At 70.9% G+C, this 24,321-nt stretch carries 18 protein-coding genes; 8 read left to right on the top strand and 10 right to left on the bottom strand.

All coding sequences use genetic code 11. The annotated features are described in order from the left end of the window. Positions 1-3 precede the first annotated feature (3 nt). Positions 4-2,496: a glycoside hydrolase family 3 protein gene (locus tag ABT147_RS08920; RefSeq protein WP_351403552.1), complete on the bottom strand. Its 2,493-nt coding sequence runs from the start codon at positions 2,494-2,496 to the stop codon at positions 4-6. A 120-nt stretch (positions 2,497-2,616) separates the two neighbouring features. On the opposite strand from ABT147_RS08920, the gene ABT147_RS08915 reads away from it, so the two are divergent. Both ABT147_RS08915 and ABT147_RS08910 read left to right on the top strand, forming a co-directional pair. Then, positions 2,617-3,234 carry a TetR/AcrR family transcriptional regulator gene (locus ABT147_RS08915; protein ID WP_502983053.1) on the top strand — a complete coding sequence of 206 codons (618 nt, stop codon included), beginning with the start codon at positions 2,617-2,619 and terminating at the stop codon, positions 3,232-3,234. Positions 3,235-3,393: 159 nt separating this feature from the next. Beyond that, complete coding sequence (locus ABT147_RS08910) at positions 3,394-4,650, top strand: pyroglutamyl-peptidase I (RefSeq protein ID WP_351403550.1); 1,257 nt, start codon at positions 3,394-3,396, stop codon at positions 4,648-4,650. Between the two features lie 150 nt (positions 4,651-4,800). Here ABT147_RS08910 and ABT147_RS08905 read toward each other — a convergent pair whose 3' ends face one another. From ABT147_RS08905 to ABT147_RS08895, 3 genes are all read right to left on the bottom strand, one after another. After that, positions 4,801-5,625, bottom strand: a complete 825-nt coding sequence (locus tag ABT147_RS08905) for an EI24 domain-containing protein (RefSeq protein ID WP_351403549.1) — start codon at positions 5,623-5,625, stop codon at positions 4,801-4,803. A gap of 147 nt (positions 5,626-5,772) precedes the next feature. Beyond that, the gene (locus ABT147_RS08900) at positions 5,773-6,948 is read right to left on the bottom strand and encodes a GDSL-type esterase/lipase family protein (RefSeq protein WP_351403548.1); all 1,176 of its coding nucleotides are present in this window, start codon (positions 6,946-6,948) and stop codon (positions 5,773-5,775) included. 64 nt (positions 6,949-7,012) lie between these two features. Continuing rightward, entirely contained in the window at positions 7,013-7,591 is a 579-nt protein-coding gene (locus ABT147_RS08895) for a TetR/AcrR family transcriptional regulator (protein WP_351403547.1), read from the bottom strand. 280 nt (positions 7,592-7,871) lie between these two features. Between ABT147_RS08895 and ABT147_RS08890 the strand changes: the two genes are divergently transcribed. Then, positions 7,872-10,424 carry a M14 family zinc carboxypeptidase gene (locus ABT147_RS08890; protein WP_351403545.1) on the top strand — a complete coding sequence of 851 codons (2,553 nt, stop codon included), beginning with the start codon at positions 7,872-7,874 and terminating at the stop codon, positions 10,422-10,424. Positions 10,425-10,467: 43 nt separating this feature from the next. Then, on the top strand, positions 10,468-11,652 hold the full coding sequence (locus ABT147_RS08885; RefSeq protein WP_351403544.1) for a serine hydrolase domain-containing protein: 1,185 nt from the start codon (positions 10,468-10,470) through the stop codon (positions 11,650-11,652). A gap of 156 nt (positions 11,653-11,808) precedes the next feature. Here the strand turns inward: ABT147_RS08885 and ABT147_RS08880 are convergent, their stop codons facing one another. Beyond that, entirely contained in the window at positions 11,809-12,831 is a 1,023-nt protein-coding gene (locus tag ABT147_RS08880) for an NADP-dependent oxidoreductase (protein ID WP_351403543.1), read from the bottom strand. A 122-nt stretch (positions 12,832-12,953) separates the two neighbouring features. Between ABT147_RS08880 and ABT147_RS08875 the strand changes: the two genes are divergently transcribed. From ABT147_RS08875 to ABT147_RS08860, 4 genes are all read left to right on the top strand, one after another. Next, positions 12,954-13,391 (top strand): MarR family winged helix-turn-helix transcriptional regulator, encoded by a 438-nt coding sequence (locus ABT147_RS08875; protein WP_351403542.1) that lies wholly within the window; start codon positions 12,954-12,956, stop codon positions 13,389-13,391. A gap of 246 nt (positions 13,392-13,637) precedes the next feature. Further along, the gene (locus tag ABT147_RS08870; RefSeq protein ID WP_351403541.1) at positions 13,638-14,681 is read left to right on the top strand and encodes a hypothetical protein; all 1,044 of its coding nucleotides are present in this window, start codon (positions 13,638-13,640) and stop codon (positions 14,679-14,681) included. Then, entirely contained in the window at positions 14,674-14,982 is a 309-nt protein-coding gene (locus ABT147_RS08865) for a hypothetical protein (protein WP_351403540.1), read from the top strand. The genes ABT147_RS08870 and ABT147_RS08865 overlap by 8 nt, the downstream gene beginning before the upstream one ends. Positions 14,983-15,285: 303 nt before the next feature. Next, positions 15,286-17,661, top strand: coding sequence for a zinc metalloprotease (locus tag ABT147_RS08860; RefSeq protein ID WP_351403539.1), 2,376 nt, complete (start codon positions 15,286-15,288; stop codon positions 17,659-17,661). Positions 17,662-17,893: 232 nt separating this feature from the next. Here the strand turns inward: ABT147_RS08860 and yjfF are convergent, their stop codons facing one another. From yjfF to ABT147_RS08835, 5 genes are all read right to left on the bottom strand, one after another. Further along, entirely contained in the window at positions 17,894-18,928 is a 1,035-nt protein-coding gene (yjfF, locus tag ABT147_RS08855) for a galactofuranose ABC transporter, permease protein YjfF (protein ID WP_351403538.1), read from the bottom strand. After that, the gene (locus ABT147_RS08850) at positions 18,928-20,064 is read right to left on the bottom strand and encodes an ABC transporter permease (RefSeq protein ID WP_351403630.1); all 1,137 of its coding nucleotides are present in this window, start codon (positions 20,062-20,064) and stop codon (positions 18,928-18,930) included. Before ABT147_RS08850 ends, yjfF begins: the two co-directional genes overlap by 1 nt. A gap of 11 nt (positions 20,065-20,075) precedes the next feature. Continuing rightward, positions 20,076-21,608, bottom strand: a complete 1,533-nt coding sequence (locus tag ABT147_RS08845; RefSeq protein WP_351403537.1) for a sugar ABC transporter ATP-binding protein — start codon at positions 21,606-21,608, stop codon at positions 20,076-20,078. Positions 21,609-21,767: 159 nt separating this feature from the next. Beyond that, a complete protein-coding gene (locus tag ABT147_RS08840; protein ID WP_351403535.1) occupies positions 21,768-22,781 on the bottom strand; it encodes a substrate-binding domain-containing protein in 1,014 nt (337 codons plus the stop codon). 142 nt (positions 22,782-22,923) lie between these two features. Further along, a complete protein-coding gene (locus tag ABT147_RS08835; protein WP_351403534.1) occupies positions 22,924-23,970 on the bottom strand; it encodes a LacI family DNA-binding transcriptional regulator in 1,047 nt (348 codons plus the stop codon). Positions 23,971-24,321: the final 351 nt, after the last annotated feature.

Raw genomic sequence — 24,321 nt, 5'->3', positions numbered from 1 at the left:
CCCCTACGCCTTGATAGTTGCCGTTGCGCGGGGGTCTGCGATGGAGCGGCCTGCCTCCAGGTCGTACGAACCTGCCACGTACGTCCATGAGTCGGTCGTCTCGTCCCAGATCTCGAAAGCCCGGCGCGGGAGTTGGATAACCGCCTCCTTCGTCTCGCCCGGGGCTGCCTCGATCGTCGCAAAGCCTGCCAGCCAGCGGGTCGGGCGGTTCTCGTCCGGGGGCGTGGGGGCCAGGTAGAGCTGGATGGTCTCGCGGCCCTCGCGGGAGCCCGTGTTGCGGACCCGTACCGTCGCCGTCGTGCCGGTGACGTCCAGGGACTCGTACGTCCAGTCGGTGTAGCCGAGGCCGTGGCCGAAGGGGTAAGTGGGGGTCCTGCCCTGCTTGGCCCAGGCCCGGTAGCCGATGAACACGTCCTCGTCGTAGGCGAGTTCGCCGGAGGTGGGGGTGACCTGGGTGACGGGGGCGTCGGACAGGGTGCCCCAGGTGGTGGGGAGGCGGCCGCCGGGTTCGTGGGTGCCGGTGAGGACGTCGGCTAGGGCGGCGCCGCCCTCCTGGCCTGGGAACCAGGTGAGGAGGACGGCGGCGACGTCGTCGCGCCACGGGAGTTCCACCGGGGAGCCCGCGTTGACGATCACGATCGTGTCGGGGTTGGCGGCGGCCACCGCGCGGACCAGATCGTCCTGGCGGCCGGGGAGGTGGAGGCTCTCGCGGTCGAAGCCCTCGGACTCCACGCGGTCGGTGGTGGCGACCACCACGACGGCCGTGTCGGCGGCGCGGGCGGCTTCGACGGCCTCGGCGATCAGGTCGTCGGCGTCGCGCTGCGGCTCCTGGTGGCAGAGGGAGAAGGCGAGCATCGTGAGCGGGGCGTCGGCGGCCGGTTCCACGACGTGGGTGAGTGAGACCTGTACCGGTGTGCCCTCGGTCAGTTCGACCCGGGCCCGTGGGACGGGGGCGCCGAAGAACGACACGAAGGGATCGTCCGTGTCGGTGGTGTGGACGGCGTCGAAGTGGGTCATGCCGTCGACGGTGAGGGTGTAGGCACCGAGGCCCTTGATGCCGAAGGTGTGCGTGCCGCTCTCGCGCGGGATGAGGGTGCCGGTCACCTCGACGCTGTGCAGGGTGGTGTGGGTGACGCCGTCGGGGAGGGCCGACCCCATCCACTGGATGTGGCCGTTGGGGGTGGAGCGGGTGCCGATGACCGTGCCGGAGCTGTCACGGCAGACGGCCCGGAGGGTGAATCCCCGGTCGGCGGCGACGAGTTCCTCGTTGGGGTCCGCGCCCACGGCGTAGGTCAGCGTGCCTTCGGGGAGGGCGGCGGTGAGGCCGTCGAGAGGGGAGACGATCCGGGGCGGGAAGACGGTGGCGGAGCCGCCGCCGAGGACGCGGGCGTCGCGGGCGGCGGCGCCGATCAGGGCCACCTTCGCACCCGGCCGGAGGGGGAGGGCCGGCCGCCCCTCCGACGTCTCGTTGCGGACCAGGACGAAGGAGCGGCGGGCGATCTCGCGGGCCAGGGACTCGCCGTCGACGGGGGCGGGGAGTTCGGTGACCACCGGGTCGGCGCCCTCCAGGATGCCGACGCGGGCGGCCAGGCGCAGGACGCGGCGGACCGCCTCGTCGACCTCGGCCTCCGTGACCTCGCCGGCGCGGACGGCGGTCGCCAGGGCCTCGCCGTAGACGGTGACCGGGCCGGGCATGGCGACGTCGAGGCCGCCGGTGAGGGCGCCGGTGGTGGAGCGGGCGGCCAGCCAGTCGGAGACGTTGAAGCCGTCGAAGCCCCACTCGCCGCGCAGGACCTCGTTCACGAGGTAGCGGTGCTCGGTCATCGTGGAGCCGTTGACCTGGTTGTAGGCGGTCATGATGCCCCAGGGGTGGGCGTTCGCCACGATCGCCTCGAAGGGGGCCAGGTACAGCTCGCGCAGGGCGCGTTCGCTCACCAGGTTGTTCACCGTGAAGCGGTCGGTCTCGGCGTCGTTGGCGACGAAGTGCTTGACCGTGGTGCCGACGCCGCCCGACTGGACGCCGGTCACATAGCCCGAGCCGATCTCGCCCGTGAGGTACGGGTCCTCGCTGTAGGCCTCGAAGTGGCGGCCGCCGAGCGGGGAGCGGTGCAGGTTGACCGTGGGGGCGAGGAGGACGTGGACGCCCTTGCGGCGGGCCTCCTGGGCGAGCAACACGCCTGCCCTGCGGGCGAGTTCGGGGTCCCAGGTGGCGGCGAGAGCGGTCGGGGAGGGCAGCGCGGCGGACGGGTCGTCGGAGGTCCAGCGCACCCCTCGTACGCCGACGGGGCCGTCGGACATGACGAGGGAGTCCAGGCCGATCTCGGGGAGCGCGGGCAGGGTCCACATGTCCTGGCCGGAGAGCAGCCTCGCCTTGGCGTCGAGGTCCAGCGCGGCGAGGGCCGCCTCCACGGCGGCTTCGCGCGCCTCGTCGGCCGAGGCCTCGTCGACTGGGCCCTCGTCGGCCGGGGTGGGGCGGGTGCCCGGGGTTGCCGCCATCGCGGTGCCTCCTCGTCGAGTCCGGTCTGATCGTCCCGTCTCCCATCGTGCATCCATTACCTGTAGAGCGGTAGGTTTCGTTATCCTGACGTTACTTTTCGCGCTGTCCGATGGGGCCGGATGCCGTACGGTTTCGGCATGAGCGGTACCAGCAACCCGCGCGGGACCAGGGGTGTCAGGAGTGCGGAGCGGCGCGAGGAGATCGTGCTGGCGGCCCTGGAGGTGATCGCCGAGCGCGGCTACCGGGGGGCGAGCCTGGCCGCGGTCGCCGAGCGCGTCGGGCTCACCCAGCAAGGGCTGCTGCACTACTTCCCCACCAAGGACGCGCTGCTCGTCGCCGTCCTCAAGGAACGGGACCGGTGGGACGCCGTGCCCGACAGTCCGCTGCGGCTCGATCTGCTGGGCTCCCTCGTCGAGTACAACTCCATGCGGCCCGGGATCGTGCAGACCTTCTCCGCGCTGCTGGGCGAGAGCGTCACCGAGGGGCATCCCGCGCGGGAGTTCTTCACGGAGCGGTACGGGAGGGTGCGGGGGGCCATGGCCGAGGTGCTCCGCGCCGAGTACGGCGACCGGCTGCCGGGCGGGCTCACCCCCGAGCGGGCGGCGCCGCTGCTGGTGGCCGTGATGGACGGGCTGCAGTACCAGTGGCTGCTGGATCCGGGGGGCGTGGACATGGCGGAGGCGTTCCGGGACTTCCTGGGGCTGTTGGACGAGGGTGGGGAGGGTGGGGTCACCTGAGCCACGGGGCATGGCGTACGACCCTTCCGTCGCGCGATACTGCCGCCGTCCGGAGCGAGACCCCCACGGCACGACAGCGACGGAAGGACCCGAACTCCCTTGAGATTCCTGCCTACTTCCCCACCGCCCCCCTCTCCGACTTCTCGACGAGCACGCGGGGTGACGATAGGACTGGCGGCTCTGCTGGCCGGTCTCTGCGCACCCGCCTCCGCATCCGCCTCCGTCCCGCCCTCGCCCTCGGCATCGGCCGCTTCGGCGGCCCCCACCGTCGAAGAGCAGCGGCTCGATCGGGCCGTGCCTCAGGAGATCCTGCGGCGGTCCGGATTCGACTCCGTGGCACCGGAGTTCGGGCGGGCGCTGGACGGGGCGCGGTCGTACGCGCAGGCCGAGCGGATCGTCGTACGGCAGGGTGCGCGGTTGTGGACGCGGGCGGTGGACCGGGCTCAGGGGCGGGGGCCGGCGGGCGGGGATCTGAGCCGGGACGACGACCGGCCGTTGTACTGGGCGCGGTTGGGGATGACGCGGGAAGTACGGGGGTGGGAGCCGGAGTTCGGGCTGAGTGAGCGTCAGAGAGCGGACCTGCTGGACGCGTTGGAGCGGACTTCGCGCGGGCAGGACTCCCTTCGGTACCCGCATGGCGGCAAGGGCGTGAAGCAGATACTCGTCACCGGGTTCGATCCGTTCACACTGGACCGGGATGTGCGGATCTCCAACCCGTCCGGAGCCACGGCCCTCGCCCTCGACGGCACCGTGGTCCGGACCGCCGACGGGCTCGCGCGTATCGAGACCGCCGTCTTCCCCGTCCGCTGGGCGGACTTCGCGGACGGCACGGTCGAGCGCACGCTCCGGGGGCAGTTGCCCCGCGTGGATCTCTTCGCGACCGTCAGCCAGGGTCGGGTGGGCCGGTTCGACATCGAGCGGACCAACGGGGCCTGGCGCGGCGGCTTCGGCGACAACGACACCATCGGCCGTACCGGGACCATCCCGGTGACCGACCCCGCCACCCAGCCCCAGTGGACGACCACGACCCTGCCGTACGCGGACATCGTCGCCGCGAACACCGGCCGCTTCCCGGTGTACGACAACACGAGCGTGACCGAGATCCCGGCGGGCGGCACGACGGCGGTCGTACGGCCGGACGGACCCACCCCGGGTTCGACCGCGCGGGCCGGAGGCGGCGGCGACTACCTCTCCAACGAGATCGCCTACCGGGCGACCCTGCTGCGCGACCGGCTGGGGCTGGGCGCGTCCCTGCCGGGCGGGCATGTGCACACGCCGGTCCTGCAGTTCGGGGCCGGCAACACCGACCCGGCGACCGGGGCGGTGACCGATCCCGACTTCGTGCGGAACCGGCTGGACATCATCGCGCAGGTGCGGGCGATCGTGACGGTGGCGGTGGACAACTCGGCCGAGTGACGGCTCGGGGCGGCCTCCTCGTCGCCGCCCCGGCCCTCGCCTCCCGTGACCGGGAACCTCGTCGCGTGACGGGGGTCCCGGTCACGCGGCGGATACGGCCACGGTCACGCGACGCATACGACCTCGGTCACGCCACGGGGGCGGCCTCGGTCACGCGCCGACCTCGGGCTTGCGGAACATCGGGGTCGGGTGGCCCTGGGGCGCCCGGTTCCGTTCGTCCTCGCCGGTCGTCTCCTCGCCCAGCAGGTCGCGGGCCATGAGGGTGGCGCCCGCGACCGCGCCCGGCATCAGGAAGACGGCGACGAACGGCACCAGGAAGGCGAGGCCCAGCGGGGTGCCGAAGCCCCAGATCAGGGTCTTACGGGAGCGGAGGAGGGCGAGGCGGTCGCGGAGTTCGACGCGGCGGCGCTGGAGGGCCACGGCGGTCAGTTCCTCGGTGAGGAAGAAGCCGGTCACGAAGAAGCCGATCACGGGGACGACCGTCTGGCCGATGAACGGCACGAAACCGAGCGCGAAGAGCAGGACCGCCCACAGCAGCGCCCGCCCGAGGACACGGAGGCTGTCCCTGGCCGAGATCCACAACTCCCGCATGAGCGGCAGGCCGGACTCCGGCGCGGTGCCGTCCGGGGAGACGTCCCGGTCGACCTTCTCCGAGAGGTTCTCGTAGAAGGGCTGGCCGATGAGGAGCGTGACGGCGGTGAAGGTGATGACCGCGAGGGCCAGGGCGAGGCCGAACAGGACGGCGGTGAGGAGGCCACGGAAGAGGCCGAGCCAGGGGCTGGACCAGTCGTCCGCGAAGGGGGTGGCCCAGGTGATGAAGTCCGGGCCCCAGGCGGCCAGGGCCACCAGGGCGGCTATGTAGAGGACGAGTGTGATCAGGCCTGGGATCAGGCCGAAGCCGTATTGCTTCCCGTGCCGGGCCACCCATCGTTGGCCCTGGACGAGGTACTGGAAACCCACCCCTAGATCGCGCATGGGGCGAACTTTATCGTTCGGGCCCTTTGCGCATCAGAGCTCGGGGGGGGTGGGGTTGTCGGGCGGCTGCGGGTTGTAGGTGGCTGGTCGCGCAGTTCCCCGCGCCCCTTTAGGGCCTGCGGCCCTTCAAGGGCGCGGAGGGGCCCTTCAGGGCGCGAATGGGCCCTTGGCTGTGAAGGCCAGGTCCGCGAAGCGTTCTCCGATGAGGTGGTGGGTCTCGGCGTCGGGGTGGAGGTCGTCCGGAAGGGGGAGGGTGGTGGCGTCGGGCTCGCCGTAGAGGGTGAGGCCGTCGAGGTAGTGGAGGTGGGGGTCCTCGGGGGCGCGGCGGGCCACGATGTCCTCGAGTTCGTCGCGGATGAGGCGGAGGGTGAGCTTGCCGGGGGTGGGGTCCTCCGGGTCGCCCATGGCCCGGAAGCGGAGGCGGCCCTCGGCGAGGTCGGTGAAGTCGGGGGCGCTGGGGCCGGGGGTGTCCTCGTGGATGGGACAGAGGATCGGCGAGACGACCAGGAGCGGGGTGGTGGGGTGGCCGTCGCGGATGGTGTCGAGGAAGCCGTGGACGGCGGAGGTGAAGGCGCGCAGCCGCATCACGTCGTGGTTGACGAGGTTGATGCCGATCTTGAGGCTGATCAGGTCGGCCGGGGTGTCCCGTATGGCGCGGGCGACGAAGGGGTCGAGGAGGGCGCTGCCGCCGAAGCCGAGGTTGATGAGTTCGACGCCGGCGAGGGAGGCGGCGTGGGCGGGCCAGATGGCGGTGGGGCCGGCGGCGTCGGAGCCGTGGCTGATCGAACTGCCGTGGTGCAGCCAGACCCTGCGGCCCGGGTCCGGGGCCGGCTCGACGGGGGCGTCGGTGCGCAGGGCGACGAGTTCGGTGGTCTCGTTGTGCGGGAGCCAGATCTCGATCGTCTTGAGGCGGTCGGGGAGGTCCGTGAAGGTCACGGTGCCGGGCGGGCCGGGGCGGTGCTCCGCCGTGCCGGCGGTCATGTCGACGGTGATGGTGTTGCCGTCCGGCACGCTCGCCTGCGCGGTGAGGTGGCCGTCGACGAGGAGGTCGTAGAGGCCGTCCGGGCGGGGCGGGGCGCCCACATAGGTCCGCTTGGTGCGCAGGGCGTCGAGTTCGACGGTGGTGGCGCGGGTGCGGAAGACCAGGCGTACGCCGGAGGGCTGGGACTCGACCATGGCCAGCTGCGGGTCGGTGCACTGGGCGCGGGCCCACGCGGGCAGCCGGTGCGGCAGTACGCCGTGCTCGGTGCGCTCCAACTCCAGGGCGCCGCGCAGCAGTTCGGCGGTGAGGGGGGTGGTGATCCAGTGGGGGTTCGTGGGCATGGCTCAACCTGACGATCGGTGGGGGCGGAGTGTCCGGCGATGAGTGGTGTGCGGCGCCCGGCGGTCAACGGGGTGGCGGGGCGGGCCAGTTGCGCAGCAGGGCGTCGAGGGCGTCGAGGATGCGGTCCCAGCTCTCCCGCGAGTCGGGGGCGCTGTGGCTGAAGCCGCCGGCCGACTCCAGGCTGACGTAGCCGTGGAAGACGCCGCCGAGGAGCCGGACGGCGTGGGTCTGGTCCGGTTCGGTGAGGTCGTAGCCGCGCAGGATCGCCCTGGTCATCTGCGCGTGCCTGCCGCCCGCGCTGGCCGCTGCCGCCTCGGGGTCCAGGCGCAGTTGGGCCGCCGCGTACCGGCCGGGGTGTGCGCGGGCGTAGTCGCGGTACACGTTCCCGAGCGCCACCAGCGCGTCCTTCCCGGCCCGCCCGGCGAGCGCGGCGGCACCCCGGTCGGCCAGTTCCTCCAGCGCGAGCAGGGCGATCCGGGTCTTGAGGTCCTGCGAGTTCCGCACATGCGAGTACAGACTCGCGACCTTCACATCGAAGCGCCGGGCGAGCTCCGAAACGGTCACCTCGTCGAAGCCGATCTCATCGGCCAACTCCGCCCCCGCCCGAGCAAGCCGCTCCGGGCTGAGCCCTACGCGCGCCATGACCGCGACACCGCCCTTCCGTTCGACGGGGTCGATTATGCGGTTGCCTAAAGCTTTTAGGCAACCGCCATTATCCGTTAGGGGGTGCCAGGGGGATTTTCTTGGCGGTGTCACGGGGCGTACCGGGTGATCATCGACTTCCTGCGGTGCAGACCTCCCGCCGAGTGACAGTCGTGCCCTCTTGTTGCCAGGGAGTCGAACATGTAGACCACCTGTGGTTGACCGCCCGTGGTTGACACCCGCATCGGCACGTCCAAGGAACCCCACTCCAGGAGGTAGCGTGCGTCCGCCGAGATCCGGTTCGAGATTCGCACTGTTCAGCGTCGTCGCCGTCACTGTCACCGCAGGGTCGCTTCTGATCGCGCCGCATCCCGCGGGGGCCGATCCGAGGCCTGTCGTCCGGGAGGGGGACGCGCTGCCGCAGGGGGCGGCGAAGGCGCCGGAGAGTGCGGCTCGGCGGGCGCTGACCGCGCCGGTCGCCGGGCTCGCCGACACGGGTGTCTCCGGGCGTGGTTACCCCCGTGAGCAGGTCCTGTCCCCCGACCCGGAGAACCCCGGCGACAAGTCCATCAAGCTCGGCCTGACGCCTTACCACGCCATCGCGCCGAAGCTGAACGCCCTTCAGCAGCTCGGCGACCGGGTGAGTGTGGAGGTCGCCGGGCGGTCGGCCGGTGGGCACCGGCTGTACCTCGTCACCGTGACCGCCCCGGAGAGCGCGCGCCAGGCGCGCGGTCAGGCGCGGATGCGTGAACTCATCGAATCCGCGCCGCAGTTGGCCGCCAGGAGTTCGGCGGTGAAGAAGACGTACAAGACGCCCGTCTTCTTCAACAACAACATCCACGGCAACGAGTGGGAGGGCACGGACGCCTCCCTGAAGCTCATCGAGCGGCTCGCGACGGCGAACGACGCGAGGACGAAGGACCTCCTCGCCCACTCCCGGCTGTACTTCAACATCACCGCCAACCCGGACGGCCGGATCGCGGGCACCCGCACGAACGCCAACGGCTTCGACATGAACCGGGACTTCGTCACCGCCTCGCAGCCCGAGGTGCGGGCGATGCGGCAGATCGAGATCGACAAGCAGCCGGCCGTCATGCTCGACCTCCACGGGTACGTCAACGGCACGCTCATCGAGCCGACCACTCCCCCGCACGGCGAGAACTACGAGTACGACCTCTTCCTGAAGAACACCTACGCCAACGCCCTGCGCATGGAGTCCGCCGTCAACGGCCTCGGCTACACGCCCCGGAAGGACGGCGTCGACCCGGCCCAGATCCCGTTCCGTGACTCGGCGGAGGGCTGGGACGACTGGCCGCCCATCTTCACCCCGCAGTACGCGGCCTTCCACGGCACGGTCGCCGCGCACACCGTGGAGATCCCGCTCCAGGTGAACAACGCGGCGTACGAGTCGCTGCCGGTCGAGGAGCTTCGCCGCCGGTCCGCGATCAACGTCGACGTGGCGGGCGCCGCCCTGCGCGCGACCCTCGACTTCGTGCGGGAGAAGCGGACTTCGCTGATCGCCGACCAGATCGAGGTCTTCCGGCGCGGTGCCACGGGCGCCGCCCAGGTCCCGGTCTCGGAGGCGACCGTCCCCGGGGTGCCCGGCATCGGGCCCGAGGACGTCTACACGACCGAGTTCCCGCGCGCGTACGTCATCCCGGCGGGCCCCGCCCAGCGGTCCGCCACGGCCGCCGCACGGCTCGTCGACCAGTTGCTCGCCAACGACGTACGCGTGACACGGGCGACCCACTCCTTCCGGCTCGGCGGGCGGTCGTACGCGAAGGGCTCGTACGTCGTCGACATGCGTCAGCCCAAGCGCGGCATGGCCAATGTGCTGCTCGCCGACGGGCGGGACATCAGCGGCAAGGTGTCGGCGATGTACGACATCTCCGGCTGGAGTCTGGGGCGGCTGTGGGGCGCCACCGTGGCGGAGGTGAGGAGCGGCCGTCCGGCCGGCATCCCCACCCGTCCGGTGACAGGCGCCGCCCGCGTCGGGTACGTCGCCCCGCGCGGCGATCTGCGGCTGCGCCTCGACTCGCCGCAGGAGATCGCCGCCCTCAACTCCCTTCTCAGGGACGGGGTTTCGGTGCGGCAGGCCGCCGACGGCAGCGCGCTCGTACCGTCCTCGGCGCGGCGGAAGGCGGAGGCGCTCGCCCGGTCGTACGACGTGGCCTTCGACGCGACCAGGACCGTGAAGGGCACGCCCCTCCACCGGGTTCGTGTCGCCGCCGCCGTCACGGCGGGTGAGCTGTTCGCGCTGCGGGAGATGAACTTCGAGGTCGTCCCGGTGTCGACGGCGGTCCTCAACGCGGGCTTCGACTGGCCGAAGTCGAAGGCCGATGTGCTGTTCGTGTCGTCGGGGCTGTCGTACGGCGGGCTCAACGCGTCCGCCCGTACGGCCCTCACCGGGTTCCTCGCCGGGCACGGGCTGGTCGGCCGGGGTGCGGCCGGCGCGGCGCTCGCCTCGGCCACCGGGCAGTTGAAGGCGACGGCGGTGCAGGGCAACGGGGACGCCAACGGCGTGGTGCGCGTGGTGAATTCGGGCGGTGCGGTGACCGGCGGCGCGCCCGATCACAGCTTCGTCTACGCGCCCGTGTGGTTCACCGATCTCGGCGGCGGCGTCACCGTCGAGCAGTCGTACGGCACCGGGAACCCGCTGGTCTCCGGGCACTGGCGACCGCTGGACGACGGCACCGGCGGCCCGGCCGCGGCGGCGGGCCGGCCCTCCGTGGTCAGCGGCCCGAACGCGGTCCTCTTCGGCACGGAACCCCTGTTCCGCGCCCATCCGAAGGGGGAATTCCCGCAGGTGGGACGGGCGTTGCTGACCGTGTAGGCGCAGTGGGCAACCGGCGCGAGGAACAGGAACAGGAGCGCGAATGACCGAGGGGAACCGGGCGGCCACCGTCCACGGCACGGTCGCCGACGGCTTCGAGGCGGTGCGCGAGAAGTTCGCCGTGTTCGTGGCCGGTGAACGGCCCGACTACGAGGGGCAGTTGACCGCGTATGTGCACGGGCGGCGGGTCGTGGACCTGTGGGCGGGCCCGGAGGAGGAGGCGGAGACGGGCGGCGACACGCTGCACGGCGTGTTCTCCTCCACCAAGGGCGCCGCCCATCTCGTCGTCGCGCTCCTCGTCCAGGACGGCGTGCTGGAGCTGGACCGTGAAGTCGCCCACTACTGGCCGGAGTTCGCGGCCGAGGGCAAGGGCGCGGTGACCCTGCGGGAGCTGATCACGCACCGGGCGGGGCTCGTCGGAACGGACGCCGGGTTCACGCTGGAGGAGCTGGCGGACGACCGTGTCGTCGCCGAACGCCTCGCCGTCCAGCGGCCGTTCTGGCGGCCGGGCACCGCCTTCGGCTATCACGCGCTCGTCATCGGTGCGCTCACCGGCGAGGTCGTACGCCGGGCGACGGGCCGCACGCTCCAGGAGGTGTACGAGGAGCGGGTCCGCGCCCCGTACGGCCTCGACCTCTTCCTGGGGCTGCCGGCCGAGCACGAGCCCCGCTTCCGGACCGTACTGCCGATGACGCCGACGCCCGCGCAGCAGGCCGAGCTGGACTCCGTACCGAGCGGTCCGCACACGCTGTCCTCGATCGCGTTCAACGGCCAGGTACCGGAGCCGGGCGAGCTGACGGACTTCCCCAACGCCCGTGTCGTGCGCGCGAGCGGGCAGTCGTCGGCGGGCGGGGTCGGCTCCGCGCGCGGGCTCGCCGGGATGTACGCGGCGGCCATCAGCACGGTGGACGGCCGGCCGCCCCTGCTGAAGCCCGACACCATCGGGGAGGTCGGCCAGATCCACTCCCTCGGCCATGACCTGGTGGCCCGTGCCCCCAAGGCGTTCGGCCTGGGCTTCCAGGCGACCGCCGAGACGCTGTACCCGTTCCTCGGCGCCGGCACCTTCGGCCACAGCGGCGCCGGCGGCTCCCAGGCCTTCGCCGACCCCCGCAGCGGCCTCGCCTACGGCTACACCCGCCGCCGGATGGCCTTCCCCGGCGGGGCGGCACCGGAGAACGCGGGGCTGGTACGGGCGGTGCACAGCGCGGCGCTGACACCGGCCCCCTGAGGTCCCCGCACACACGAGCGGAGCCCGCACCCCACGTCCAGGGGTGCGGGCTCCGCGTGTGCAACGAACATGAGGGGCGTCCGTCACGGGTGAGGCGGGATCAGAACTTGACGATCAAACCTTGACGATCAGAGCTTGAGGGTCAGAGCTTGAGGGTCAGAGCTTGACGATCATCTTGCCGGTGTTGTCGCCGCGCAGGACGCCGAGGAAGGCCTCCAGGTTGTTCTCGATGCCCTCGACGACCGTCTCGCGGTACTTGAGCTCGCCCGAGGCGACCCAGGGGCCGACCTCCTGGACGAACTGGGGCTGGAAGTCGTAGTGGTCGCCGACGAGGACGCCCTCGACGCGGAGGCGGTTCTGCAGGATCTTGACCATGTTGCGCGGACCCGGGGTCGGCTCGGTCGAGTTGTACTGGGAGATCATGCCGCAGATCACGGCCCGGCCGCGCAGGTTGAGCGCGCCGATCGCGGCCTCCAGGTGCTCGCCGCCGACGTTGTCGAAGTAGACGTCGATGCCGTCGGGGGCGGCGGCCTTGAGCTGCTCCCAGACCGGGCCGTTCTTGTAGTTGAAGGCGGCGTCGAAGCCGTACTCCTCGATCAGCACCTTGACCTTCTCGTCGGAGCCGGCGGAGCCGATGACCCGCGAGGCGCCCTTGAGCTTGGCGATCTGGCCGACCTGGCTGCCGACGGCACCGGCGGCGCCGGAGACGAACACGGCGTCGCCCTCCTTGAAGGCGCCGACCCGCAGCAGGCCCGCGTAGGCGGTGAGGCCGGTCATGCCGAGGACGCCGAGGTAGGTGGAGAGCGGCGCGGCGTCGGCGTCGACCTTCACGGCCTGCTTGGCGTCGAACGTGGCGTACTCGCGCCAGCCGCCGAAGTGCAGCACGTGGTCGCCGACGGCGATGCCCTCGGCCGCCGAGGCGACGACCTCGCCCACGGCGCCGCCCTGCATGACCTTGCCCAGCTCGAACGGGGCGACGTACGACTTCGCGTCGCTCATGCGACCGCGCATGTACGGGTCCACGGAGAGGTACTTGTTCCGTACGAGGACCTCACCCGCGCCGGGCTGCCGGATCTCCGCCTCGACCAGGGCGAAGTCCTCGTCCTTGGGCCAGCCGACGGGGCGGCTCAGCAGGTGCCATTCGCGGCTGGTGGCGGGGAGGGCGGGGGTGTCGGACATGGGGGGCCTTCCTGCGGGTGCGGGGGACATGCTGTGGTGCATACCGTGCGGTTACTTCACTACCTGAAACAACCATGCTCTTGAATATTTCATGTTGTCAAGTAAAGAGGTAGCCTCGATCCATGTCCACGCAGAAGACGACCCCCCGCATCGACCCGCTGACCATGGAGGTCGTCGAGCTCATCGGCACGGTGGTGGCCCGCTACCACGAGGAGTACGAGGACGCCGCCGCCGAGCACACACTCACCGGCGCCCAGGCCCGCCTCCTCGGGCTCCTTTCCCTGGAACCGCTTCCCATGCGCCGCCTCGCCCAGAAACTCCGCTGCGAACCGTCGAACGTGACGGGGATCGTGGACCGGCTGGAGGCGCGAGGCCTGGTGGAGCGCCGCCCCGACCCGAACGACCGCCGCGTGAAACTGGCCGCCGCCACTGCCGAGGGGCGCCGGGTGGCGGGCAGCCTGCGGGACTCCCTGGACTTCGCCCGGGAGCCGCTGGCGGGGCTGAGCGACAGCGAGCGGGAGTCGTTGCGGGATCTGCTGCGGCGGATGCTGGCGGCCTAGCGCACGGGGTGTAGGTGCACCTGTCGGCCCTCCGTCCTACGCTGAGCAGGGGCGTCTTTGCTGGAGGTCATGATGACCAACGGGAAAGCCCGCGACGGTGCGGACGGTGCGAAAGGGTCCCGCAGCGGCGCCGCCGCCGTCGTTCTCCTGTGGATCGCTTCACACGTACTCAGGCGCGCACCGGCGCCGGACCGGGAAGAGCGCTCCCGACTCCCCCGTTCCCAACTCCCCCGCTCCTCCGAGGAGATGTTCAGAGGGCACAGAACCGCCTGGCGCGAGCGAGCCGTCGCCCACATCCTCTATCTGGAACAGCGGGCGGCCCGTGAGAGATGCCGAGTCGTCGAGGACCGGGCCGAGCAGTGTCAGCGGGAGACGACACTGGACGGGATCGCACGGCAACTGGAGGAAGCGCGCCACGCCGTCTCCGCGCGACGCCGCCTGTTCACGGGAGCCGCCGCCCTGGAGAGAACCTGGGCCAATGTGCGCGCGACCGACGTGATGCTGCTCAGGTTGTGTTCGGAGCAGGAGTTGATCGGCCGCGGTGCCGACGTGTTGAGCCACGTCGAGCAGCACCTCCGCCCGAACGACCCGCTGCGGGTGAAGGTGGCCGAGGCCGTCGGCCGCGTGGAGGCGGGGGAACGGCTCCCGGGCGACCGTGAACTGCTCGTCTCCGCCCAAAGTGCCTCCTACGAGGCGCTGGACGGCGAGTTCAGCAGGGTGCGCAGCCTCAGCATCATCCTGCGGATCGCGACCTTCTTCGTCCTCCTCGGCGCGGGCGGGCTCGCGGCCTGGGGCTGGTACTGCCCCGATTCCCTGAACATGTGCTTTCTCCCCCCGAAGAGCGACTTCGCGGCCTGCCCCTCCGGAGAGGTCCGGCGGAACGACCAGGAAAAAGCACCGAGCGACTACGCCGAGTCCGTCGACGTCCTCGTCGTGGAGGCCGCGGGGCTCGCCGGCGCGGCGCTCACGGTCATCGCGTCCCTGCGCCGGATCCAGGGGACGAGTTCGCCGTACATGCTGCCGCTCGCGGCGGCCCTGTTGAAGTTCCCCACCGGGGCGCTGACCGCGTTCATCGGGGTGCTGCTCATCAGGGGCGCGTTCGTACCCGGTCTGAGCGACCTGGACTCCAGCCCGCAGATCGTCGCGTGGGCCGTCATCTTCGGCGCGGCCCAGCATCTGGTGACCCGTTTCGTCGACGCACGCGCGCGCGAGACGCTGTCGGACGTGGGGCGGCCGCCGTCCGAACCGCCCGAGCGACGAGCCCCCGACGGAGGGCAGAGCCGTGCGTGAGCCGGATGAGCTGACCATCGCGCTGGAGGAGGGCTTCACCGGCCAGCACGTCGTGGTCGTGGTGGACGGGGACGTCGTCCTGGACGATCCGGAGGTCCGCACCCGGCTGCAGATCGGCCTGGCCCGCTCGGTTCCGGTCCCCCTGTCGGAGGGAGACCACGCGATCGGTGTGCGGGTCGACGGCGTCGAGCGGCTGGACATCCGTGTCGACGCGGGTGTCACCCGATGGGTGCGGATCGATCGTGCCGCCGACGCCGCTCTCCACGCCGTGACCGGCAGCGGTCTTCGCGGCTATGCGTGAGGCCCGTCGCCGCACGACCGGATGACCCTCAGGCCCCCTCGGTCCGGTTGCGGCTCTCCCCCGCCGGGCTTTGACTGGCCAGTGGGAACAAACCCGCCTGTCGGGTGAATCACAACATTCCGTGCGTCGTCCGACGTCGTGTTTCCCCGCATGATGCCCCCCGCAGCCGCTTCCGACGGCTCCGGCTCATGGGCCGACGTCGCTCAGGCCACGTTTCCCCGGTCCGGAACGGTCCGGGCTCCCGGCCGTTCACCGTTCACCTTCATCCGCCCGTGCTCCGCACGGGCGGAAGCGGGAGGCAGCATGACCACCCAGGAATCCAGCCAGCGCAGTGAGTTCGACCAGCTCGTCAGCGCGGTGATGGGCACGATCACCCGCCGTCTGGGCGGCGAGGAGCAGGCCGCGCGCGAGGCGGCGGCGGAGGCCGGAGGCATCGCGGCGACGGAGCGCAGCGGCGTGTATCTGCGCCTCGACCTCCCCGTGCCGCCCGGGGGCCTCGCGCAGGCCACCGAGGCCGTTCGCCCCGTCGAGGCCGCGCCGGTGCCGACGGCGGCGGTGGGCTTTCCCCTGATGCCGGCCGTGTCGTCGGGCGACGGCGAAACGCTCGCCTCGCAGCAGGCCGTGTCCGGTCAGGCCCCGGCGCCGGCCGAGATCGCGGCACCCGAGAGCGCCGTGGTCTCCTTCGAGGAACTGCGCGTGGACGTGGACGGCCCGGCCCCCACCATGACGGTCTCCGGCACGGTCTGGCGGCTCACCAGCGGCCGGCTCACCTGGCTCGCCAAGGTCCGCAAGGAGCCGAACGGCACGTACGCCGGGCCGATCAAGTACCGCGACGGCAACACGGCCCTGCGGCCCGGCACCGCGATCCGCGTCCAGCTCACGGGCACTCCGCCCCTGCAGCCCATGGGCGCGCTGGTGACCTTCGTACGGCCGGACGCCCCGGACGAGGTGGTGCGCTACGCGCAGGTCACGCCGCACTTCCGGGAGGTGGAGATCGAGTACGACCGGGTCTCCGACGCCGAACAGACCGTCGAGTACGCGTTGCACGACCACCCCGTGCGGCCGCCCGACCTCCCGAACACCACCCTCACCGTGGAGGACGCGTTCAGCCGGCAGGGCATCCATGTCACGCGGACCCGGGGCAGCAACGAGATTCCGCTCTCCGAGTCGGTGAACGGCACCTGGTCCGACATCGAGATGCACGACGCCATGCAGCGGCACTGGTCCGCCTGGAAGCCCGGCCCCACGGGGCAGGGGGTCGCCCAGTGGCAGGTGTGGACGCTCTTCGCCGGTCGGCACGACGAAGGCCCCGGCCTGGGCGGCATCATGTTCGACGACATCGGCTCCGCCCAGCGGCAGGGCTGCGCGGTGTTCTCGAAGTCGTTCATCTCAGAACGGCCGCCGAACGACCCCGACCCCGAGGCGTTCGCGCGCCGGATGGCCTACTGGACGGCGGTGCACGAGATCGGTCACTGCTTCAACCTCGCGCACTCGTGGCAGAAGTCGCTGGAGACGCCCTGGATCCCGCTGCGCGACGAGCCCCGTGCCTTCAGCTTCATGAACTACCCGCACGATTTCCCCGGCGGACCGCGGGCGTTCTTCGCCGGCTTCCGGTACTTCTTCTCCGAGGACGAACTCCGCTTCCTGCGGCACGCTCCCGCGCGGTTCGTGCAGCAGGGCAACATCCCCTGGTTCGACCACCACGGCTTCGAGCAGGCGCGACGCAGCGCCGGTACGGGGCCGTTGCAGCTCACCCTGCGGTTCAACCGCGGCACCGACCGGCAACAGGCCTACCGCTTCGGCATGCTGGAGCCGGTGATCGGGGAGCTGAAGCTGACCAACACCTCCGGCGTCCCCACGATGGTGAACCGCGCGACGCTGCGCAGTGACGAACTCAGCATCCTCGTCCAGCGGGACGGTACGACAGAGGCCCGCGTGGTGCAGCCGTACCTGCGCTACTGCCTGCGTCCGGAGCCCGTCCTGCTGCAACCGAACGAATCGCTGTACGAGCAGGTCGTCCTCTCCTCGGGTCTCGGTGGCTGGCAGATCTCCGAGCCCGGCGCCTACCAGGTGTACGCGGCGCTGCGGTCGGCGCGCGACGGGGCCTCGACCGCCACCGACCCCGCCGGCGGCCAGATCCTGGCGGACCCGATCACCGTCCGGGTGGAGCGTCCGGCCAGCCGTGATCAGGAACGCCTCGCTGACGACGTGTTCACCGACACCGTGGGACGTGTCCTCGCGCTGGGCGGCAGCCGCGTCATGGATGACGCCAACGACGTGCTGCGCGAGGTCACCGAGCGGATCCCCGACGCGGCGGTCGCCAGGCACTCGGCCGCGTGTCTCACCACCGCGGCCGCCGTGCCCGGCAAGGTCCTCACGACCCGGAACGGCGCGGTGAGCGTCGAGGCGGCCGGGACCGACGCCGAGGCGGGCGGACAACTGGCCGAGCACGCCTACGGCGACCTCGGGGCCGCGGCGGACACCTTCGGCCACATCCGTCTGACGCACGACGTGACGCGTTACGCGGTCGGCCTGGACGAACTGGGCCGACGCGACTCGGCGACCCACCTGCTGGACGGGCTCGCCACCACCCTGGAGGAGCGTCAGGTCAAGCCCGAGGTGGTGCGCAAGGTGCAGTGGGAGAGGCAGCAGATCGCGGAGGGCCACGCCGACCGGTGACTCCGCAGTGACAGACGGCCCCTGACGACATGTCAGGGGCCGTCGCCCGTCAGCCGGTCAGCCCGTCGCCCGTGGCCGGTTGGAGCGCGTCGCCGCCGTACGCTCGGTCTTTCCGGTTTGCTCGGTTGAGATCGAGCCCGACCATTCGTCGCGATGTCGGCGCACACCGCGCGGTCCGCCGCACGGTGGGTGCGACGGACCGCGGGAGCCGACGGGCCGGGAGCTCCTCGGTTCAGGTCTGTTTGCGTGCCGTCATCGCCCGCTGGATGAGGATGAAGGCGCAGAGGAGCACGCCCGTGGCGATCTTCGTCCACCAGGAGCTGAGGGTGCCCTCGAACTGGATGATGCTCTTGATGAGGCCCAGGACGAGGACGCCGAAGAGGGTGCCGATGACGTAGCCGGAGCCGCCCGTGAGGAGCGTGCCGCCGATGACGGTCGCGGCGATCGCGTCGAGTTCCATGCCGACGGCGTGCAACGGGTCACCGGACTGGATGTACAGCATGAACAGCAGGCCGGCCAAGGCCGAGCAGAAGCCGCTCACCGTGTACACGGCGATCTTGGTGCCGCCCTGCGGGAGACCCATCAGCATGGCTGACTGCTCGCTGCCGCCGATGGCGTACACCCGGCGTCCGAAGCGGGTGTAGTGCAGCACGTAGAACGCGATGGCGATGACGACCAGGGCCGCGATCGCACCGATCGACAGCTCCCCCAGGCCGAGCGGCACCCGCGTCTCGGCCAGACTGCTCACCGAGGAGTCACTGATCGAGATCGACTCCTTGCTGATGACCAGGCACAGGCCGCGGAAGAGGAAGAGCCCGGCGAGGGTCACGATGAACGGCTGGATCTCGAAGTTCTGGATCACATAACCCATCAGGAAGCCGCCGAACGCTCCGACGGCCAGGGCGAGGAGGACCGCGAGCGGCAGCGGCACCCCCTGGCGCTCCACCAGCCAGGCCGTGAACATCGTCGTGAAGCCGATCACCGAGCCGACGGACAGGTCGATGCCGCCGGACAGGATGACGAAGGTGACACCGACGGCGGCCACCAGCAGATAGCCGTTGTCGATGAACAGGTTGAGGAAGACCTGCGGTTCGCCGAAACCGTAGTTCTGGTAGCGGCTCAGGCCCGCGATGTACATCGCGAGGAAGAGCGCGGCGGTCACCAGGACCGGCAGGCGCCGGTCGCCGAGCAGGGCGGAGACCTTGGACGTGGGCGCCGGTGCCGTACGGCTGTCAGGGGACGGCGGGGTCTTGGTGGTCGCGGTCATCACGACACCTCCATCTTGGGGGCCGCGTCGGCGGGCGTCGTGGCGGTCTTCGCCGGTGCCGCCGGCGACGTACCCGTGCCGCCGCTCTTCGCACCGGACTTGGGGCCGAACTTGGCGCCGAAGACCTTCGCGCGGAACTTCGGGGACTGGAGCAGGCAGACGACGATGACGACGGCGGCCTTGAAGACCAGGTTGGTCTGGGTGGGCACGCCGATCGTGTAGATCGTGGTGGTGAGGGTCTGGATGACCAGGGCGCCGATCACCGTGCCGCCGATCGAGAACCGGCCGCCGAGGAGGGACGTGCCGCCGATGACGACCGCCAGGATCGCGTCCAGCTCGATCCACAGGCCGGCGTTGTTGCCGTCGGCGGCCGAGGTGTTGGAGCTGATCATCAGGCCCGCGATGCCCGCGCACAGGGCGCAGAAGACGTACACCATGATCTTGATGCGGCGGGAGCGGATGCCGACCAGGCGGCTGGCCTCGGCGTTGCCGCCGACGGACTCGACGAGGAGGCCGAGGGCCGTCTTCCGGGTCAGGGCCACGGTGACGGCGACGACGGCGGCCACGACGAAGATGGAGAAGGGCAGCGTCAGCCAGTAGCCGCCGCCGATCAGCTTGTACGGCTCGCTGTTGATGGTGATGATCTGGCCGTCGGTGATCAGCTGGGCGACGCCCCGGCCCGCGACCATGATGATGAGGGTCGCGATGATCGGCTGGATGCCCATCCTGGCGACCAGGAAGCCGTTCCACAGGCCGCAGACCACCGCCGCCACCAGACCGATGCCCATGGCGAGGAACACCCCGGCCAGCGCGTTCTGGTCGGCCTGGTCGCTGATGTACGAGCAGGTCAGGGCGCCGGTGATGGCGACGACCGCGCCCACGGAGAGGTCGATGCCGCCGGTGGCGATGACCAGGGTCATGCCGACCGCCACCAGGATCAGGGGCGAGCCGAAGAGCACGATCGAGACGAGGCTGCCGTAGAGGTGCCCGTCGGTCATCTTGATGGAGAAGAAGTCGGGGGTGAAGGGGACGTTGATCAGCAGCAGGGCCACCAGGACCGCGACGGGCCAGAACAGGTGGTGGTGTGTCAGCGCCCGCCAGCGGGATGCCGTGCCGGTCGTGGCCGTCGTCGCCACGGGTGGGGTGCTCACTGGTGTTCTCCGCTCGCGATGGTCTCCAGGATCCTGCTGGTGGTGATCTCCGGCCCGTTGGTGAGCTTCGCGACCAGCTTGCGGTCGCGCAGCACGCCGATGGTGTGGCTGAGGCGGAGGACCTCCTCCAGCTCGGCCGCGATGTAGAGGACGGACATGCCGTCCTCGGAGAGGGAGACGACCAGTTTCTGGATCTCGGCCTTGGCTCCGACGTCGATGCCGCGCGTCGGCTCGTCGAGGATCAGCAGCTTCGGCTGGGTGATCAGCCAGCGGGCGAGCAGCACCTTCTGCTGGTTGCCGCCGCTCAACTGGCCCACGCGGGCCTCGGGGTTGGCGGGCCGGATGTCGAGGGCCTTGATGTACTTGGCGACGAGTTCGTCGCGCTGGGCGACCGGAATGGGGCGGGTCCAGCCGCGGGACGCCTGGAGGGCCAGGATGATGTTCTCCCGGACCGTCAGATCGGGGACCAGGCCCTCGGCCTTGCGGTTCTCCGAGCAGAACGCGACCCCGGCGCCGATGGCGTCGTTCGGGGCGTTCATCGGGACCTGCTTGCCGCCCACGGTGACCTTGCCGCTGTCGGGCTGGTCGGCGCCGAAGAGCAGCCGGGCGAGTTCGGTGCGGCCCGAACCGAGCAGGCCGGCGAGGCCCACGACCTCGCCCTTCTTGATGTCCAGGTCGAAGGGGGCGATACCGCCCGTGCGGCCGAGGCCGTCCGCGTGCAGCAGGGTCTCGCCGACGTCGGCGTGCAGCTGCTGCTCGTGCAGCTCCTCCAGCTGGTCCAGGTCCTTGCCGATCATCAGCTGGATCAGGCCGACCTGGTCGAGTTCACTCACCAGGTGCTCGCCGACGAGGGTGCCGTTGCGCAGCACGGTCATGCGGTCGCAGATCTCGTAGATCTGGTCGAGGAAGTGCGAGACGAAGAGGATCGCGACGCCCTCGTCCTTCAACCGCCGCATCAGGCGGAAGAGTTCGAGGACCTCGTCGCGGTCGAGGCTGGACGTCGGCTCGTCGAGGACGAGGACCTTGGTGCCCTTGCCCTCCTCGCCGCCGGTGCCCACCGACCGCACGATCGCGACCAGTTGCTGCACGGCCAGGGGGTACGAGGACAGCGGGGCCGTCACGTCGATGTCGAGGCCGAGCCGGTCGACCAGCTCCGCGGCCTCCTTGCGCAGCCGCTTCCACTGGATGCGGCCGAAGCGGGTGGGCTCACGGCCGATGAAGATGTTCTCCGCCACCGACAGGTTGGGGCAGAGGTTGACCTCCTGGTAGACCGTGTTGATCCCGGCCAGCTGCGCCTGCAGCGGGCTGGCGAACCGCACGGACTCGCCGGCGAGGGTGATCGTTCCTCCGTCCAGGGTGTAGACCCCGGTGAGCACCTTGATCAGGGTGGACTTGCCGGCGCCGTTCTCGCCCATCAGAGCGTGTATCTCGCCGGGGAAGAGCCGGAAGTCGACGCCCGACAGAGCCCGTACCCCCGGAAACTCTTTGACTATGCCCGTCATCTCCAGGACGGGCCGCGGCTCTGCCATGGCAGCGCTCCTCATGCGATTCATCGAATGCGTTCGGCCCGCAGGGAGCCCCTGGACCGGGGGTCCGGTCGGAGGGGGCTCCCTGCCGGTGGGTGCGGTGGGGCAGTACGTACCGGCCGGATCAGTGGGTCCCGGTCGGATCCGTACGTCCCGGGCGGGTCAGTACTTGCGGGTGGGGAGGGCGTCCTTCGCCTGGTCCTGCATGAAGTCGCTCTCCTTGGTCTTGATCCAGCGCTCGACCTTCTCGCCGTTCTTGACCTTCTCCACGACCTCCATCAGCTGGGGGCCGAGCAGCGGGTTGCACTCGACGATGGCGTTGATCTTGCCCTCGGACATGGCGATGAAGCCGTCCTTCACGCCGTCGACCGTGACGATCAGGATGTCCTTGCCGGGCTTCTTGCCGGCCGCCTCGATGGCCTGGATGGCACCGATGCCCATGTCGTCGTTGTGCGCGAACAGCACGTCGATGTCCGGGTTGGACTGCAGGAAGGCCGCCATGACCTGCTTGCCGCCGGCGCGGGTGAACTCGCCGGTCTGGCTGACGACGATCTCCCAGTCGTCCTTGTGCTCGGCGTCCATGACCTCCTTGAAGCCCTTGGCGCGCTCGATCGCGGGGGCGGCACCGGTGGTGCCCTCCAGCTGGGCGATCTTCACCTTGCCCTTGTGGCCGGCCTTCTCCAGGACCTTCTCCAGGATCTTGGCGGCGCGGCGGCCCTCGTCCGTGAAGTCGGAGCCGACCAGGGTGACGAACAGGGACTCGTCGGAGGTCTCGACGGAGCGGTCGGTCAGGACGACCGGAATCTTCTTGGCCTTGGCCTCCTTCAGCACCGCGTCCCAGCCGGTGACGACCACCGGCGAGAAGGCGATGACGTCCACGCCCTGGGTGATGTAGCTGCGGATCGCGGAGATCTGGTTCTCCTGCTTCTGCTGCGCGTCGGAGAACTTGAGGTTGAAGCCCGCCTCCTCGGCCGCCGACTTCACCGAGTCGGTGTTGGCGCTGCGCCAGCCGCTCTCCGAGCCGACCTGGGAGAAGCCGAGGGTGATCTTCTTGCTGCCGCCGCCGGAGGAGGAGTCGGAACCGGTGGAGGTGCCGTCCTCCTTGGCGCAGGCCGCCAGACCGGCCGTGGCCACCACGCCGACCGCCGCGGTGAGGAAGTTACGTCTGTTGAGCATGTCTTCTCCTTTGAAGAGCCGGTCCGGGGACGGACCGTTGGTACTCGTGGTGGACCGGCCGCACTACGTCCAACCTGTCGATCATTGTTCGAAATGTCGGCCACGCTGATGGAGGGAAAGGGCTTGGTCGTTCGGTGCCGCGTCAGCCCGGAGCGGTCCCCGGCTGGGGAAAGTACGGGAAAGTGCTGGCGCGGACGACGAGTTGGGGTTCGATGGCTATCCGGGACGGCCCGGCAGGGGTCCGGCCCTCGATCAGGTCGAGCAGAAGGGCGATGCTGCGCTGGCCCACCGTCGAGAAGTCCTGCCGGACGGTGGTGAGCGGCGGGGCGAAGAACTCCGACTCCGGGATGTCGTCGAAGCCGACCACCGCGACGTCCTGGGGCGTGCGTACGCCCGCCTCCCGCAGCGCGCGCAACACCCCCAGCGCCATCTGGTCGTTGGCGACGAAGACGGCGGTGAGGCCGCGGCCCACCCAGCCGGCCAGTTCCTGGCCCGCCCGGTAGCCCGACAGCGGGCTCCAGTCCCCGCGCAGCGGCTGCGGCGGTTCGACGCCCGCCTCTTCGAGGGTGGCCCGCCAGCCGGCGGTCCGGTCCGCCGCCTCCTGCCAGTACTCGGGTCCGGCGAGATGCCAGACCTTGCGGTGCCCGGCGGCCAGCAGATGCCCGGTGGCCAGCCGTGCGCCCAGATGCTGGTCGACGTTGACGCTCGGGATCTCCGCGCCGGAGCCGGTGCCCACGGCCACCACCGGGAAGGGGTGGCGGAGTTCGGCGAGGGCCTCGACCGCCGACCGCTGCGGGGCGAGGGCGATCACCCCCTCCACACCGCCGTCACTGAGGCGGTCGAGGGCTTCGGAGAGGGTCTCCACGGTCAGTTCGCGCAGACCGACCGTCGAGACGAGGTACCCCTCGGCGCGGGCCGCCTCCTCCAGCGCGAACAGCGTGCTGGCCGGCCCGTAGAGCGTGGTGTTGGAGGCGACCACGCCCAGCGTCTGGGTGCGCCGGGTCACCAGGGCCCGTGCGGAGGAGTTGCGGCGGTAGCCCATCTCCTCGATCGCGCGCTGCACCCTGGCCCGGGTCTCGTCCCGCACGTTGGGGTGGTCCCCCAGGACGCGGGAGACGGTCTGGTGGGAGACACCCGCCTGGCGTGCCACGTCGGCCATGGTGGGCGGCCGGAGCTGCGAGTGGGTCACGGCCACACCTCCTCGGTGGACGACGGTGGACGGATCGGGTGGTGCGGACGGGTCCCGTGTTGCCGATAACTCGCCTGTCGCGGGCGAGCCGGGTGCGGCGGGCGGATGGTTCCGCGCCGTCGGCCTCACGCCGGGATTCCGGAAAGCCCCAGGTCAGCCACTGGTAAGGCGAGTTGGGGCGCTGCTGGCACGGCGCTCGTACCTCCTCGGATGCCCTGGGGCGTCGACTGGTGAATGCGGAGGTCATTGTGAGCGCTAACAATTCATGGCGGTCAAGAGGGCTGCGTCAGGGAGGTCGTCACGGTTGGATAACGCGACGGTCGACGGGGGCCGGGGAACGGCCGCCCGGGA

It is taken from the genome of Streptomyces sp. NPDC001868 (assembly GCF_040297125.1).
In the GTDB taxonomy this organism is placed as follows: Bacteria; Actinomycetota; Actinomycetes; order Streptomycetales; family Streptomycetaceae; genus Streptomyces.
The sequence above is the reverse complement of the archived record's forward strand: the minus strand, read 5'-3'. Positions and strand labels throughout refer to the sequence as shown.

Excerpts from the sequence above, each read along its gene's own strand:
- ABT147_RS08880 (WP_351403543.1), bottom strand. The coding sequence starts at position 12,831 with ATGTCCGACACCCCCGCCCTCCCCGCCACCAGCCGCGAATGGCACCTG.
- yjfF (WP_351403538.1), bottom strand. The coding sequence starts at position 18,928 with ATGACCGCGACCACCAAGACCCCGCCGTCCCCTGACAGCCGTACGGCA.
- ABT147_RS08875 (WP_351403542.1), top strand. The coding sequence starts at position 12,954 with ATGTCCACGCAGAAGACGACCCCCCGCATCGACCCGCTGACCATGGAG.
- ABT147_RS08885 (WP_351403544.1), top strand. The coding sequence starts at position 10,468 with ATGACCGAGGGGAACCGGGCGGCCACCGTCCACGGCACGGTCGCCGAC.
- ABT147_RS08900 (WP_351403548.1), bottom strand. The coding sequence starts at position 6,948 with ATGCCCACGAACCCCCACTGGATCACCACCCCCCTCACCGCCGAACTG.
- ABT147_RS08915 (WP_502983053.1), top strand. The coding sequence starts at position 2,617 with ATGCCGTACGGTTTCGGCATGAGCGGTACCAGCAACCCGCGCGGGACC.
- ABT147_RS08845 (WP_351403537.1), bottom strand. The coding sequence starts at position 21,608 with ATGGCAGAGCCGCGGCCCGTCCTGGAGATGACGGGCATAGTCAAAGAG.
- ABT147_RS08895 (WP_351403547.1), bottom strand. The coding sequence starts at position 7,591 with ATGGCGCGCGTAGGGCTCAGCCCGGAGCGGCTTGCTCGGGCGGGGGCG.
- ABT147_RS08920 (WP_351403552.1), bottom strand. The coding sequence starts at position 2,496 with ATGGCGGCAACCCCGGGCACCCGCCCCACCCCGGCCGACGAGGGCCCA.
- ABT147_RS08860 (WP_351403539.1), top strand. The coding sequence starts at position 15,286 with ATGACCACCCAGGAATCCAGCCAGCGCAGTGAGTTCGACCAGCTCGTC.
- ABT147_RS08905 (WP_351403549.1), bottom strand. The coding sequence starts at position 5,625 with ATGCGCGATCTAGGGGTGGGTTTCCAGTACCTCGTCCAGGGCCAACGA.
- ABT147_RS08840 (WP_351403535.1), bottom strand. The coding sequence starts at position 22,781 with ATGCTCAACAGACGTAACTTCCTCACCGCGGCGGTCGGCGTGGTGGCC.
- ABT147_RS08870 (WP_351403541.1), top strand. The coding sequence starts at position 13,638 with ATGTTCAGAGGGCACAGAACCGCCTGGCGCGAGCGAGCCGTCGCCCAC.